The organism is bacterium endosymbiont of Bathymodiolus sp. 5 South (assembly GCF_900128535.1).
Classification (GTDB): Bacteria; Pseudomonadota; Gammaproteobacteria; order PS1; family Pseudothioglobaceae; genus Thiodubiliella.
In genome coordinates this window covers 1-14,823 of the sequence record NZ_FQTR01000040.1, presented here as the reverse complement: position 1 = coordinate 14,823, position 14,823 = coordinate 1, and the positions used below count along the sequence as shown (strand labels likewise).

The 14,823-nt window shown below is 37.4% G+C and carries 20 protein-coding genes; 3 read left to right on the top strand and 17 right to left on the bottom strand.

The features are described 5' to 3' along the window. The first annotated feature begins 13 nt into the window (after positions 1 to 13). From BBROOKSOX_RS05450 to lipA, 3 genes are read left to right on the top strand one after another with little or no spacing between them, the layout of a single operon-like run. Positions 14 to 145 carry a DUF493 domain-containing protein gene (locus BBROOKSOX_RS05450; protein ID WP_257607774.1) on the top strand — a complete coding sequence of 44 codons (132 nt, stop codon included), beginning with the start codon at positions 14 to 16 and terminating at the stop codon, positions 143 to 145. A gap of 10 nt (positions 146 to 155) precedes the next feature. Next, positions 156 to 761, top strand: coding sequence for a lipoyl(octanoyl) transferase LipB (gene lipB / locus BBROOKSOX_RS05445; RefSeq protein ID WP_010646667.1), 606 nt, complete (start codon positions 156 to 158; stop codon positions 759 to 761). Beyond that, positions 745 to 1,692, top strand: coding sequence for a lipoyl synthase (gene lipA / locus BBROOKSOX_RS05440; RefSeq protein ID WP_139660229.1), 948 nt, complete (start codon positions 745 to 747; stop codon positions 1,690 to 1,692). Before lipB ends, lipA begins: the two co-directional genes overlap by 17 nt. Positions 1,693 to 1,719: 27 nt before the next feature. Here the strand turns inward: lipA and BBROOKSOX_RS05435 are convergent, their stop codons facing one another. From BBROOKSOX_RS05435 to cybH, 17 genes are all read right to left on the bottom strand, one after another. After that, positions 1,720 to 2,364: a D-sedoheptulose-7-phosphate isomerase gene (locus BBROOKSOX_RS05435; protein ID WP_139660228.1), complete on the bottom strand. Its 645-nt coding sequence runs from the start codon at positions 2,362 to 2,364 to the stop codon at positions 1,720 to 1,722. Then, positions 2,354 to 4,651 carry a carbamoyltransferase HypF gene (gene hypF, locus BBROOKSOX_RS05430; RefSeq protein ID WP_139660227.1) on the bottom strand — a complete coding sequence of 766 codons (2,298 nt, stop codon included), beginning with the start codon at positions 4,649 to 4,651 and terminating at the stop codon, positions 2,354 to 2,356. Before hypF ends, BBROOKSOX_RS05435 begins: the two co-directional genes overlap by 11 nt. A gap of 14 nt (positions 4,652 to 4,665) precedes the next feature. Then, positions 4,666 to 4,992, bottom strand: coding sequence for a DUF3144 domain-containing protein (locus BBROOKSOX_RS05425; protein WP_139660226.1), 327 nt, complete (start codon positions 4,990 to 4,992; stop codon positions 4,666 to 4,668). Positions 4,993 to 5,018: 26 nt separating this feature from the next. Then, positions 5,019 to 6,041: a hydrogenase expression/formation protein HypE gene (gene hypE / locus BBROOKSOX_RS05420; RefSeq protein ID WP_139660225.1), complete on the bottom strand. Its 1,023-nt coding sequence runs from the start codon at positions 6,039 to 6,041 to the stop codon at positions 5,019 to 5,021. After that, on the bottom strand, positions 6,038 to 7,180 hold the full coding sequence (hypD, locus tag BBROOKSOX_RS05415) for a hydrogenase formation protein HypD (RefSeq protein ID WP_139660224.1): 1,143 nt from the start codon (positions 7,178 to 7,180) through the stop codon (positions 6,038 to 6,040). The genes hypE and hypD overlap by 4 nt, the downstream gene beginning before the upstream one ends. Next, positions 7,180 to 7,458 (bottom strand): HypC/HybG/HupF family hydrogenase formation chaperone, encoded by a 279-nt coding sequence (locus tag BBROOKSOX_RS05410; protein ID WP_139660223.1) that lies wholly within the window; start codon positions 7,456 to 7,458, stop codon positions 7,180 to 7,182. Before BBROOKSOX_RS05410 ends, hypD begins: the two co-directional genes overlap by 1 nt. Position 7,459: 1 nt before the next feature. Further along, positions 7,460 to 8,713, bottom strand: a complete 1,254-nt coding sequence (locus tag BBROOKSOX_RS05405; protein WP_139660222.1) for a sigma-54-dependent transcriptional regulator — start codon at positions 8,711 to 8,713, stop codon at positions 7,460 to 7,462. Positions 8,714 to 8,717: 4 nt separating this feature from the next. Continuing rightward, complete coding sequence (gene hypB / locus BBROOKSOX_RS05400; RefSeq protein WP_139660221.1) at positions 8,718 to 9,524, bottom strand: hydrogenase nickel incorporation protein HypB; 807 nt, start codon at positions 9,522 to 9,524, stop codon at positions 8,718 to 8,720. Between the two features lie 3 nt (positions 9,525 to 9,527). Further along, positions 9,528 to 9,851, bottom strand: coding sequence for a hydrogenase maturation nickel metallochaperone HypA (gene hypA / locus BBROOKSOX_RS05395; RefSeq protein WP_257607773.1), 324 nt, complete (start codon positions 9,849 to 9,851; stop codon positions 9,528 to 9,530). Positions 9,852 to 9,864: 13 nt separating this feature from the next. Further along, the gene (locus tag BBROOKSOX_RS05390) at positions 9,865 to 11,037 is read right to left on the bottom strand and encodes a nickel-dependent hydrogenase large subunit (RefSeq protein ID WP_139660219.1); all 1,173 of its coding nucleotides are present in this window, start codon (positions 11,035 to 11,037) and stop codon (positions 9,865 to 9,867) included. Next, positions 11,037 to 11,570: a [NiFe]-hydrogenase assembly chaperone HybE gene (hybE, locus tag BBROOKSOX_RS05385; protein WP_139660218.1), complete on the bottom strand. Its 534-nt coding sequence runs from the start codon at positions 11,568 to 11,570 to the stop codon at positions 11,037 to 11,039. Before hybE ends, BBROOKSOX_RS05390 begins: the two co-directional genes overlap by 1 nt. Positions 11,571 to 11,578: 8 nt before the next feature. Continuing rightward, positions 11,579 to 11,806, bottom strand: a complete 228-nt coding sequence (locus BBROOKSOX_RS05380) for a rubredoxin (protein WP_139660217.1) — start codon at positions 11,804 to 11,806, stop codon at positions 11,579 to 11,581. After that, on the bottom strand, positions 11,803 to 12,672 hold the full coding sequence (locus BBROOKSOX_RS05375; RefSeq protein WP_139660216.1) for a hydrogenase expression/formation protein: 870 nt from the start codon (positions 12,670 to 12,672) through the stop codon (positions 11,803 to 11,805). Before BBROOKSOX_RS05375 ends, BBROOKSOX_RS05380 begins: the two co-directional genes overlap by 4 nt. 16 nt (positions 12,673 to 12,688) lie before the next feature. Then, complete coding sequence (locus tag BBROOKSOX_RS05370) at positions 12,689 to 13,096, bottom strand: hydrogenase-1 expression HyaE (protein WP_010646693.1); 408 nt, start codon at positions 13,094 to 13,096, stop codon at positions 12,689 to 12,691. 5 nt (positions 13,097 to 13,101) lie between these two features. After that, positions 13,102 to 13,407, bottom strand: a complete 306-nt coding sequence (locus BBROOKSOX_RS05365) for a HypC/HybG/HupF family hydrogenase formation chaperone (protein WP_139660215.1) — start codon at positions 13,405 to 13,407, stop codon at positions 13,102 to 13,104. Further along, positions 13,407 to 14,105: a HyaD/HybD family hydrogenase maturation endopeptidase gene (locus BBROOKSOX_RS05360; RefSeq protein ID WP_010646697.1), complete on the bottom strand. Its 699-nt coding sequence runs from the start codon at positions 14,103 to 14,105 to the stop codon at positions 13,407 to 13,409. Before BBROOKSOX_RS05360 ends, BBROOKSOX_RS05365 begins: the two co-directional genes overlap by 1 nt. 77 nt (positions 14,106 to 14,182) lie before the next feature. After that, positions 14,183 to 14,823 (bottom strand): Ni/Fe-hydrogenase, b-type cytochrome subunit (gene cybH / locus BBROOKSOX_RS05355; protein WP_139660214.1); only part of this gene is annotated, 641 nt, incomplete at its 5' end.

Below are 14,823 nucleotides of genomic sequence, written 5' to 3'. Positions count from 1 at the left end.
TCACCCGCATCGAATTAGTAGCAAAAAAAGCACCAAAGGCAACTATATTTCATACACCGTTAGAATCGTTGCAACCAGTGTATCGCAACTTGATTCAATCAATAAAGAACTCCAAGATCATCCTTTGGTCGCCTATATACTTTAAAGGCCTTTATATGAAAATTGTCAATTTAGGGCTACAAGACTACCGTACAACTTGGGAAGCAATGAAAGCCTTTACTGCCAAGCGTCAAGTTGATAGTGAAGATGAATTGTGGATTGTTGAACACCCTGCTGTCTTCACACAGGGTATTTCTGGTAAGGCTGAGAATTTATTGCAAAATAGCAATATCCCCGTGGTACAAAGTGACCGTGGTGGACAAATCACCTATCATGGTCCTGGGCAATTGCTGGTGTATTGCTTGATTGACTTAAAACGACTAAGTATTGGGGTTAAAAAAATGGTGTCACTAATAGAAACAGCGATTATGGACTTACTAAAATTGTATGATATTGAGTCACAACTAAAAGACGGTGCGCCTGGTGTATATGTTCAAGGTGCAAAAATCGCTGCATTAGGGCTTAAAGTAAAAAACGGTGCTACTTATCACGGATTGAGTTTAAATGTAGACATGGATCTTTCCCCCTTTTCTCAAATAAACCCTTGTGGATACCAAGGATTAGCAGTAACACAACTGTCAAATTTAACGGATAATAGTCAACTTGAAACCGTTGCCAACAAACTTACTGAAATCTTAATTAACCATGTCGCAAGAAGTTGAAATTAGAGCCTTAAAAGGCAAATCAAAAGTATCACGCTTAAAAATCAAGCCTGATGCAAAGCACTTGCCACTCAGAAAACCTCAGTGGATTCGCATCAAACATTTGTCTGGTTCAAAAGTTGACAAACTCAAAAACACATTACGCGAACAAAAATTGTTTACTGTGTGTGAAGAAGCACAATGCCCCAACCTTGGTGAATGCTTTAATCATGGTACGGCGACCTTTATGATTATGGGGCAAATCTGTACCCGTCGTTGTCCATTTTGCGATGTAGCGCACGGTAAACCTAAGCCATTAGATGTTAATGAGCCACAGCATTTAGCGCAAACCATTGAAAAAATGCAACTTAAGTATGTGGTCATTACCTCAGTTGATAGAGATGATTTGCGTGATGGTGGGGCTGAGCACTTCAAACAATGTATTAATCAAATTAGACAAACCACGCCACAGGTAAAAATTGAAGTACTCACGCCAGATTTTAGAGGCAGAATGGAAAAAGCGCTTGAGGTGTTTGCAACTTGCCCGCCAGATGTGTTTAATCACAATCTTGAAACTGTGCCAAGCCTATACCCAAAAGTGCGCCCAGGTGCTGATTATGCCTATTCGTTAAAGTTATTAAAATCCTTCAAACAGCAGCATCCTAATGTAACGACTAAATCAGGCATAATGCTAGGTGTTGGTGAAACTAAACAACAAATATTAGATGTGCTGTCTGATTTACGATCACATGATGTGGAGATGCTCACACTTGGGCAATATTTACAACCCAGTAAATATCATTTAGCAGTTGAAGAATATATTACACCTGAGCAGTTTGAAAAATACAGGGTGATTGCAACCCAAATGGGCTTTTCTCAGGTTGCTAGTGGCCCCATGGTGCGCTCATCGTATCATGCAGATTTGCAAGCGTCTGGTGAGTTGATCACATAATTATCAACCCAGCAATTGCACCCCCCTTCAAAGTAAACTATGCACTAAATCCCAAAGAATATGATAGGTGGTTAAATGAGATTCCTGCACTCTGTGGATACTGTCTGTTTCTACTGTTAGACATATATCCACATTGTTGGATTTTGCCATTTCACCGCCTGTTTGCCCGGAGAATCCAATGGTGGATAACCCCATTTCTTTAGCTTGCGCAAAGGCCTTGATTAAACTCTTTGAATTTCCGCTAGTGGAGAATCCAATCAAAACATCGTTTTTTCTTGCCAAACAAAGTAATTGTCGTAAGAAAATATGTGCATTGCCCACATCATTTGCAACAGCGGTCATCGTGGCAATATCAGCGGTGAGGTTGGTAAAGCCTAGGGCTTTTCTACCCGTGGTTACTGGGTGCATAAATTCAGTGGTAATATGTGCTGCATCACAAGATGAACCCCCATTTCCCATGGCGAATAAATGCCCATTTTGTTGATAACATTGGGCAATAATTTGTGCGGAGCGTAAAATCTTATGTTCATTTTTTTGAAAGAAAACCTGCTTGGCGTTGATGCTATCTGCTACTTTTTCTTGAATTGAAGCCAGCAACAATTCTGTATTGACACCCTTCTTGTTTTCATTTAAAAAAGGGTATAAGTCTGATAATGCTTTATTATTGTTCATATTTTCTCTCCCTAGCGATGCAAATTGCTGATTGACCTAAACTAATACTACCATCACCACAAGGCAGTTTTGAGTGTGTCAATAGTGTAATATTACCTATGCTTTCAAATAATTCACTTACTAATTTTAATATCAACTGATTATGAAACACCCCACCTGACAATACTACAGTATCGAATGTATAACTTTGCTGAAGTTGTAACACAGTTTTTACCAATAACTCAGCGAGTGACAAGTGAAAACGATAGGCGATATCCTGATTTTTAACTTTATTTTTAAGGTCTTTTAAAATCGCAACCCACAGTTTTTTAATATCAATATGAGTGTGATTTTTTGCTTTTTTAAGTTCAAATTCGTAAGCAGTTTGTCTCTTGGTAGTGAGACACTCATTCGCCATGTTTTCTAATTCAATGGCTGCTTGTGCTTCATAGCTAATTTTTTCTGTGCAAATGCCTAATAAGTATGCCACAGCATCAAACAAACGACCCACTGACGAGGTGTAATTCAGTGGTAAATTACTCTTTAGCAAGGCGTCAAATTCTGCAGTAGGCTTTCCCGAAAAACAAGTATCAGCAGCTATTTTATGTTGTTTTAAATACATATATGCCATACGCCAAGGCTCGCTTTGTGCTTTATCTCCACCCAATAATGGTGTGTATTCAAAATGTGCTAAACGATTGAAACTTAAATAATCTACCAGTAAGAATTCACCACCCCACAGGCTATTATCTGCTCCCAAACCAATGCCGTCCCATACCACGCCCAACACCTTTTCACTGTCTATTGCTTTGCCGTGCTCAAACAAACAAGCTGCAATATGGGCGTGATGATGTTGCACTGTACTTAGCTTTATATTATTTGTTTGGGCATAATTATCTGCATACTTTGAAGACAAATAATCGGGGTGTAAATCACATGCTAAGCGTTGAATATTAGTCATATATAAGCGTTGATATAACGCAATATTACGCATAAAGTCTTGATAACTTTCTAGGGTTTTTAAATCGCCAATATGTTGTGAGACAATCGCATTAGTGCGTGTAAACAAGCAAAAAGTATTCTTTAACTCTGCACCAACTGCCAGCAACCCCTGATACTCCTCAAACCCATTGGGGAAAGGTAATGCAGTCGGCGCATAACCTCTTGCCCTACGAATTAGTCTCGTATTTTCTGCGCAAACTTGTACCACTGAATCATCAAGACGATTCACAATATCGCGATTATGTAGTAAGAAATAATCCGCTATACCCCCCAATTCTTGTAATGCTTGTTGGTTGTCTATGATTTGAGGATAATGACTTTGATTGCCAGAAGTTAACACCAAGGGTGTATCAAACTGCTGCAATAATAAATAATGTAGCGGAGAGTAAGGCAACATAAAGCCTAATTTTTTTTGCTTAGGGGCTACTTGTGAGGACAGTGTATTGTTTTTAATTGTCAGCAAAACAATGGGTGCCGCGCTACTGCTTAATAAAACCTCTTCCGCTTTGGAAACCTGACAATACTTCTGCACCATTTTTAGATCTTTAGCCATTAAAGCAAAGGGTTTGTGTTTTCGGTGTTTTCTTTTTCGTAGCATTGCAACTGCCGAGTTAATATCTGCCAAACAAGCCAAATGGAATCCACCAATACCTTTAATTGCTATTATTTTTCCTTGTTTTAACAGTGTCGCAGTCTTGGCAATAATCTTATCAGTGGCAATATCTTGACCTTTTGAGTTGGTTAATTGTAATTGTGGGCCACAATTGGAACAGGCATTCGGTTGGGCATGAAAACGCCTATCATTTGGATTTTGATATTCTTGCTGACATTTTTCACACATAGTAAAACACGCCATACTGGTAAATTTTCTATCATAAGGGATTTTCTTGATAATAGAAAATCGGGGTCCACAATGAGTGCAATTAGTAAATGGATAGCCGTAACGGCGATTGTTTTTATCAGTAATATCATCAATACAATCATCACAAATACTGGCATCAGGCAACACTCGTGTGGCGACTTCACCGCTTCGGCTCTGAGCGATACTAAAGTCTAAATATTTTTCAATCTGACAATCTTTGGTTTTAATCTTTGTGATTGTAGCAAGTGCTGGAGTGTTGCTTTTGAGTCTGAATAAAAACTGCTTAAATTGAGTATGCGTACATTGCACAAAAATAACCACACCGGCACTATCGTTATAAACCTCCCCAACAACGCCTAGCTGTTGGGCAATATTATAAACAAAGGGTCGAAACCCTACACCTTGCACCGCACCAGAAACCACTATTTTTTTTGCCAATAACATTACATACGCTGACTTTATTTTTTCTTGGTATTGGATTTTTTATCAAATACCACCTCATATTGCTTTATATGTTCTTTCAACATTTTGTTAAATTCTTTGGTGTAGAATTCAATCGCCGCTTCGCTACTTTGTTGATAGTTTTCTTTTGATTTAGACAAAGAAGCTGTAATAAATGCACTAAAGCGTGCGGATGCATACAATAACGCCGCATTCACAAGTTGATGGTCGGGATTCTCAACTTCACACAACTGATTTGCTTCCGCTATAAAAACATCTGCCATTTTGATAAAATTTTGATCTGTTTCCGCTTGATTGGCACTACTTTTTTTTGTATCACTCATAATTTTCCTTGGCTTAATTGTTAGATTTAACAAATTCTGGGTAATTGGTCGCCGATAAGTTTGTCAATAATTTTGGTGCCGCCAAACAAGGTGCTGAGCGCAACAATACCTTCAGGATGATTGGTTACTGTGCCGATAATACATGCATCTTTTCCTTCTTTAGTTTGTTGCATTGTTGCCAAAACTTTATCCGCATCAATAGCAGCAACTACGCAAACCAGTGTACCTTCATTGGCTAAATATAGAGGATCCAAACCTAGAATTTCACAAACACCGCGCGTTGGGGTCCTAACTGGCAAACTGTCTTCTTTAATGATAATAGACACTTTGGAATCGTTGGCGATTTCATTTAATACGGTAGCAACACCACCTCTAGTGGCGTCACGCATAGCGTGAATGTTATTAGAAACGCTGAGAATTTTTTCCACTAAGTGGTTAAGCACTTGACAATCACTTGCAATATCAGCAGAAATTGCCAATTCTGCTCGAGACTGCATAATCGCTGCCCCGTGGTCGCCGATAAAGCCATTAACGATAATTTTATCGCCAGTTTGTGCTTGATAGGAATGCACTTCAATGCCTTCATCAATAACGCCAACACCGGCGGTATTAATAAATATCTGGTCAGCACTACCTTTTTCCACCACTTTGGTGTCACCACAAACAATTTTAACCCCTGCTTCTTCGGCAGTTTTTTGCATAGATTTAATAATTTTATCCAAAGTTGCAATTGGCAGTCCTTCCTCTAAAATCAAACCACAAGTTAAATATAGGGGCTTGGCTCCACTCACGGCCAAATCATTCACTGTACCAGTAACAGCTAATTTACCAATATCACCCCCTTTGAAAAACAAAGGACTGACCACGAAACTGTCTGTCGTTAAAGCCAACCGACCTTTGGGCATTTCAAATCGCGCCTGGTCTTCCATGGTCGCTAAATAATCATTATTAAAAGTATCAACAAAAATATCTTTGATTAGATCGCTGCTCGCTTTGCCACCACTGCCATGCGCCATAGTAATTTTTTTGTTTTGATATTTTTTATTCATTGTTCTTGGGTCTTTATATTGATTAAATCTATATTTTTCCCGTACGAATAATGAGCCGAGCACGCACCCTCGGTAGACACCATCAATGCCCCAAGTGGGGTTTCTGGCGTACACCCCTTACCGAAGACCTTACATTGCCACGGCTTCAAGATACCTTTTAAGACTTCGCCACATTGACACACATCAGGATCTATTACCGTCACCGCTTTTAAGTTAAATTCTATTTCCGCATCAAACGCACGATATTTTTCGTTGACTTTAACCCCAGAATGGTTGATTGAACCTAGCCCGCGCCATTCAAAAAAATCTCGTAATTCAAATACTGTTGCAATTGGATTTAAGGCACTGGCATTACCCGTATCTTTGACCAATCTGGCGTACTGATTTTCAATTTTTGCTTCGCCATTTTTCAACTGTTTAAGTATCATCCATACTGATTGTAAAATATCTAAGGGTTCAAATCCAGCGGCAACCAGCGGCTTATGATATTCATGAGCGATAAAATCATAAGGCTTGGTGCCGATAATTAAACTCACATGTCCTGGACCTAAAAAACCATCAATACGCATACCCGGGGAATCTAATACCGCTTTAATGGTGGGAATAATAGTAATATGGTTGCAAAATAAATAAAAATTATCAACACCTTCTTTTTCAGCCTGCATCACTGACAATGCAGTTGAAGGCATCGTAGTTTCAAAACCCAAACCAAAGAACACCACACGCTTTTCTGGATTTTTCTTGGCAAGTGTTAGTGCATCTAAAGGCGAATAAACCATTCTAATGTCGCAGCCTTCAGCCTTGACATCCAACAAACTTTTGGAACTGCCCGGTACTCGCATCGCATCACCAAAAGTAGTAAAAATCACATTTTCATTCTCAGCAATACGAATACAATTATCAATCACAGAACGGGGTAAAACACAAACAGGGCAGCCAGGTCCATGAACAAAATCTAATTTTTCAGGCAGTAATTGATTAAGCCCGTAACGAAAAATAGAATGGGTGTGCCCACCGCAGACTTCCATAATTTGAATCGGCCGGTCTTCTGCGAGTTTGATCTCTGAACACAGTTTTGCTATGGCTTTAAGAATTTTCTTAGCCTGCCCAGGGTCTCTGAACTCATCAACATATTTCATTATTTTTCCCCTTGATTTATATCATCAACGGCTGCGGATAATTCGCCAATTTCATCTAATATTTTCAAAGTTTTCTGCGCTTCTTCTTCATCAACTATACTCAGGGCAAAGCCGACATGCACCAAAACCCATTGATTGATTAAGTCTTGTGCTTGATGAGTGTCATTTAAAACACAAGCAATATTAACGGCTCTAGAGACACCAGACAAATCAACCATAGCGATTTGATTATCAATATCAATAATTTCTTTAATTTGCGCTGGAATGCCTAAACACATTTTATCCCTCCTTCAAGTTGCTTGAAAAATCTTCAATGGATAGGCTGTCTGTCTCACTTTTAATCATTGCTCGCTGGATTTCGTTTTGCAATTCTCTCACATTGCCTGTCCATTTATGTCCTTTCAATACCTGTATTGCTTCGTCATCAATAGCAACAATATTTTTATCAAACAATAAATTACCCTGCTTAATAATATTCATACAGATTAAAGGTATATCAACTTTTCTTTCTCTCAGAGGCGGAATTTTAAACTCCACACCTGCTAATCTGTAAAATAAATCCTCTCTAAATTTTCCCTCTTTTATTTCTGTTTTTAAATCTTTATTGGTCGCAGAAATTATTCTGATATCAATAGAAATATAACGGTTTCCACCCAATTTTCGAAGTGTTCCTTCTTGCAAAACACGCAGCAATTTAACCTGAAAGGCGGGAGATATATCCCCTATTTCATCTAAAAAAACCGTGCCACCATTCGCTTGTTCTAATAGCCCGATTTTATCATTATACGCACCAGTAAATGCACCCTTAACATGTCCAAATAATTCGCTTTCTAATAAATCATCTGGCAAAGCTGCGCAATTCTCAACAATCAAAGGCTTACTTTCTCTAGCACTATAGTAATGAATTGCACGAGCAAATAACTCCTTTCCCGTGCCAGATTCTCCATAAATTAAAATAGGAATATCATAACTTGAAAATTTCTGTACATCAGCACATAAAACATTTAACGGGCTTTTTTCAGAACGAACTAATTGATCAAAGGTACCCCCTGTATAACTATTTTTCTGTTTTTTAGTGGGTTTGACAGTGGCAATGAGTCTTTTTGACAAATCGCCTTTAAAATCTAGAGGCGATATTTTATTTTTATCTTGTAAATTAAAAATTTTGACTGCATTGTTAACAATAAGCCTTAAATTATCGGGTCGCCAAGGCTTATAAAGAAATTGATAAATTCCTGCTACATTACCTAATAAACACAATTGCATGTTTTTAAAATCTGCAATCATTAGACGCACAACTTCTGGATATTGCTTTTGAATTTGTGTTAAAAAATCTACACCAATGGTTTTTTCTATCATTTCATCGGCAATAATAACCTGAATGGGATATTTATATAATATCTCCCAGGCGTCTTGAATATTATCAACAAAGTAACACTTAAAGTTTGGATCAAGTGCTGCTGCATAAAGTTTATGTTCAGATTTATGACTATCAACAATCAATATCTTTGCTTTGACTGGTTTTCGATACATTGATTTAGCCTTTAAGTGCAATAATACTGGAAATTTGAGCCTTTAACCACATATACCATTTGTCCATACCCTCACCTGTGGTGGCAGATATTTGTAGAATGTGAATTTTAGGGTTAACTTGACGAGCATAATCCATACATTGTTCTATGTCGAAATTAAGATGTGGCAATAAATCAATTTTATTAAGTAACATTAAATCCGCTGCTGCAAACATATCGGGATATTTAAGCGGTTTATCTTCACCTTCGGTAACAGACAAAATAGCCACCTTGCAATATTCACCCAAATCAAACGCTGCAGGGCAAACAAGATTACCCACATTTTCAATAAATAAGACACTGTCTTCTTCGGCTTTTAAGGACTTAAAAGTATGTCCAATCATATGCGCGTCTAAATGACAACCTTTACCAGTATTGACTTGTATTGCTTTAACCCCTGTTTTTTGAATTCTATCGGCATCCTGAGTAGTTTGCTGGTCTCCCTCAATTACTTTAAGACTTATCTCATCTTTCAAATTCAACAAACTGGTTTCTAAAATTGAGGTTTTCCCCGATCCAGGGCTTGAGACTAAATTAAGCGCTAAAATACCTTTTTTTAAGAAAAAAGCACGATTTTCATTGGCGTAATGGTTGTTTTTAGACAAGATATCCATCTCCACTTGGACGATTTTTTTCTGACTCATTCCCGCAATATGCAATCCTGCATCGCCCTTGCCATAATGGTGTTGGTGAGAATGATCATGATCGTGATCATGTTCATGACTATGATCATGAGTGTGTTCCGTTTCGCCACATCCACATACTGTACACATACCTTACTCCTTAATTGATATTTGTTTAATTTTTAACTCCTCACCACCAGTCACGGTTAATTGACTGGAGCTACACAACGGACAAGCATCATATCTTTGCTTAATCATCACCGTTTTATTACAACTAAAGCACCAAGCATTCGCCTGTGTTTGTATAATTTCTAACTCAGCGCCATTAGCAATACTACCACGAACTGCCACCTCAAAACTAAATTCTAAGGCGCTCACTTCAACACCTGAAAAAGGTCCTATTTCTAACCAAACTTTGTCAATTGCCTTATAATTATTCGCTTTTGCACTGACTTCTAGAGATTCAACAATACTCATACAAATACTCATTTCATGCATCAATTACCTTTATCTTATAGCCCACACAGGGGTCAATTGCATTGACCAACAGGGTTATTTTATTGACCAAGTCTTGTTTATTGTTAAAGTTGAGCGCTTGAATCATTTGTTTTAATATACCTTGCGGATGAAAATTCCATTGTGTCGGCGAAAGTATTCGATATGCTTTAACCTGATCACCTTGAACAGTTAAAGAATGTATCAGTTTTCCACGCGCTGCCTCAACTTCAACAATGGCGCTAGTAGCGTCAATAGAAGCCACCTTATTATAATGAATGTCTTCAGAATAAATCTGCGTGTAATTGCCCTTTACCCGACTCATCAACTCGAATATTTCCAGCAATTGAGTAGCGACTCTGCTCAACAATCCAGCATCGTATTTGGCAGATAATTGTTGAATTAAGGGGTGATTTATTTGCCTAGTATACGGTGTGGTTTCATAACAAATACCATTATGAGAGGGCTGAGCAATAAAAGCATCATCATTAAGTAACACCGTTATTTCTGCTGTCGTTATATTTGGCAAAAACTGAGTTTTAACCTTACCTAAATCGCCGAATTTAGATTGCTGTATATTGTGTAAAAATATTGCACAATCGCTACTTTGGGTTTTTATCCAATAGTCGAAATTGTGGATGTTACTAAATACTGTTTCAGCATTGAATTGCTCGCCAATTAGAGTCAGTGTTAGCTGCGTCTTTAGTTTTTCCACTAAATTTTTAATACAAGCAAAAGATTGTAGTGTTTTATCCAGCAAAGACAAAGGGTTGCCAACTGAAAATAAAGTGCTATTGATTTCTTTAAGTGTGGCGAGCAAATCAATCATATTTTTATTTATTTTTTGATTATCGTTGATACGCCATTTTGAAGAAATACTAAAACAATGCTCTCTGATGGTTTCTAAATCTAATAATAATTGATAAGCCAGCACTTCATTTTCACTCAGAGAAATCACCTTACACTTATCTAATAAGCGTAAAAAGGCAAATCGATGGGCAGTATTACATAATTGATACAAGCTATCTAGTGTTTCTGCCACTTTTTGCACAGGCTGATCGATAAATAATTGGGGAATATGTAAAGGGCGTGATGAAGTAATAAGCGTCTCTTTAGCAACACCAGAATTGGTAATAACTTTAATTGTGATTTCCCCTTCAATTGACATTATAGATATCCTGTACTAGATTTTCCACGAAGAAAATCTCTTCTTGAGGCAACTTTGTTTAAAAGTTCATCATTCTTAATTTTTTGTTGTTTTTGTTTTTCATCTTTTTGTGCTTTTTTAAAGTGATTACTTTGTAATAATTGCGCCATTATCGCTTCAGCTGTCTCAATTGCTTGCGCCTGTGCATTAAAGTCAAACATTGGTGAAAACAAAGAGCAGGTTAAATAAACACCAAAATCATCATCTAACTGGGTTAAGAAAGAATACTCTCCATCTGGAAATAATATATCAACAGTTTTACCAACCCTTATTTTCTGTTGCATGGTTGTCTTTGGTAATAAAACAATATTCATAAACCAAGGCGTGATTAAAATCCCTACTTCTGATGCAAATTCACCATTACCCTCACCCCAATTAACAAAACCTACAGTTTCAACTTCAAGTCTATTGTTAAGAATAGGGATGTCATTCATTCTGTGCGTATGCACATACTGATAATGACTTTTTAAGCGTTTAACATTATTATTTTCCATGTTGGTAACTATGAAATATCACTCCTGTCAATCGTCATAAACTGATCCATAAATCCATCACAATTTGGGCAATGCCAATGATCTGGTAACTTAGTAAATGGCGTATTTTTCTCTATTTGCCAATAGTCATCACCCTCTTCGGGTTTGTAAACATAATGGCAAATCTTACACTCCATACAAGTATCATCAGATATTTTCTCATCATCCCCTAGATAACTACCCTCAAAAGTCTTCATAACTCGTCAGTAAACTCCTTTAGTCGCTCAGTACTATCTTGTATATCTTCTTGTGCGGCACAGGCAACAATAGGAATATCTGTAATCTCAATAGTACTGAGTATTTCGTTGTCGGTAGAGTTAAAATATTTCACCCACCAAATCGCACTAATACCTGTTGAGGTAATGCGACAATTACCATACCCTCTTGACAATATTACTGTATCACCAAAACCTAAAATCTTATTGATAGCAGTTAAATCATCTTCTGTATGCGGTAATAGCGTTAAATTAATAGCATCTAGAGTTTTTTTTGACGCTTCGTATTCTTGCCTTTTATCCTTTAATTCAGTCAGAATAGCGGGCGCATTAATAACACTCTCTGGCAACAAAGCGCTATCGAATAAGATCTTATTAGATTTTTTTTGGTTGAGTGCAACGATAGCTTCTGGGATATCACCTACCTCAATACAATCACTGATTAAATTATTTTCGTTATCAACAATAGTAATTCGCCAAAAACCCGTAAAAATTGACTCCTGTATATTAATCGTTTGCTCTTTTTGGTTGATAATAGCACTGACTTCTCCCTCACCCAACAAAGTATTGAAATACGCTAAATTATCATCATTCATTCCTTGAACAACAAAAGACAAATTAGGGTTTTCAACCTTGAAACCAAGCATCTGAGCATGAACGCCCTCTAAAAATGTTTTACACTGAGATAAATCATGACTTTCATCCCATTCATAAATTTTACTATTCACATCGAAGGTAGACATTTCTGTCGGCATTTCCATATATTCTAATTTATCTTCTTCAGATACAGTTTGCGATCCAGCCCCTAAAAAATTTGCTGGAATGGGTGGGATAGGTATTGATGACATTTTTAATATTCCTTTTTTAGTTTTGTGACAAATTTATTTTAACAGGTGGTAATATAGAATCAGATAACATAAGTTTTTGAATTTCATGTATGTAATCATCCCAATCTTGAACTTTAGAAATAGTGCCTAAATAGCCACCATCTTTGAAAAACACCAAAGAAGGCCAAGTGGTAAAACCATAATTACGCTGAATTTTCATCTCATCGTCACGACTGATAATAGCGGGAACAATTTTATTGCCAAAAGCTAAGATAATTTCTGGCAGAATGACGGCAACATCAAGACTTTCAGGAAAAAGTTTAGCGTCATTGCAAAAAAATAAAACACTATAATGATGCTTATTAATAAAACCATCCACATCATCTGCCGATAACTGTGGATATTGATTTTTGTCAATAAGTTGTTGTATTAAATCTGGAAACATATAGATTACTCCTTATTTAAAAATGGATTAATAGGCTCTCTGTCAATTAAATCGCCAAATAATTGTTGTATTCTGCCTTCTTGCCCGCCCATCGTTGCCAGTGAAACTGCTGTTAATGCATCACTGATTTCTTTTGCCTTGCCGGCTGAAACAATTTCTCTAGCACTGTCAATAAAGACCAATACCCAAGTGCCTGTTATCTGTGGACCGACTAATTGCATATTAATGGTTTTATTAACCCCCTGATCTTGGCAAGTAGCAAAAGTGTCACTAATGCAATCTACCACTTGCATCGGTATACCTATGCACATTATTGTTGGCCTTCAAAATGCTTTCTACCATCCACAAAAATATTGGTATTACAATCAGTGTCTACTAATTCACTCTGTCTTTGCTCAAAAGAATTGTCAAATAAAACCCGACCATCGCCTTTTCTGCAAGCCAATTCCTCAGAGGGGCGATTAACTTCGTAATCAACCAACCCAATGGTTGGACTATTGACGCCATCATATTGTTCTAACGGTGTTGTGCGTTTTTGATACTCAATGCCGTAACCATCAAGATATTTTAGGCACTCTTCAATAGCAGGTTGAATTTGTGCTTTGACTTTATCACGCAAACTGCCACCAAAATCTTCTAACTCCACAGGCTGAACGCCAATTAAGAAGATATGTTCTGGTGTTTCTCCCGTTAATTCAGCAGTAGATAGAACCTCTTGAAAGCCAGTTTGGTGCAGGCTCATTTTTTTTGCACCCATAAATTTAGGCACATCAGCATCATGAATAAGCTTCATGGTACCTGGTTCTAAGCCGTAATCAATCGCATCAAATACAATCAACAAATCACAAGCTTGCACATGTTGAATCAAGTAAAGCCCCTGTGTGCCGCCATCCATTAGTACAACATCTTCATCAAACTCATATTGCTGGTTGATCGCCTCAACAGTGCGCACACCGAAACCTTCATCTGCCCATAAAATATTACCAACACCCAATATTAAAACTCTCATTAGCCAACCCTCAAAAAAAACAATTAAAGGGCTATTCAGCAGACACCCTTTTAATTAAACTAAATTTCAAAAAATGATTATCTGCGGTCGTCCTTCCATGTTCTCCAGCCATTAATCATTGTACTTACCAAGGATTGTCTAGACATAACATCTTCTCTAATTGCTGCATAAACATGAACCATAACAAAGGTGAGAATAAACCACATACCTAAATGATGCCATGTATGCACATCTTGACTTTGCCCAAAGAGTGGGATCAACCATCCTGCAAATATATCATACCACCAAGAATCCATTCCTTGACCTTCAGCATACAATGCAAAACCAGTAAATATCATAAAGATAGACCCTGTAATAAACATAAAAAACATAAACAAGGATGCCATCGGATTGTGTCCAACATATTTTTTTGGCTCCTTCTCTAAAAAAGCATACCAACGCAATTCATGATATACTTCCTGCCACCAAATTTTGTTAAACAAAGGTGGCAAGAACAATTGTTTGGCATGCCCATTACCCACAAATGCCCAATAAATTCGACCCAGCAAGCCAATTGCAAATATATAAGCCGCAACAAAATGGAAAAAACGAATATACCCCATTACATAAAAATCACTTGCCTCGCCAGACATACTGGGCAAGGGCGAGCCGATAAAATAACCCGTTATTGCCAAAACAGTAATTGCACCTGCATTAACCCAGTGCCATAATCGAACAG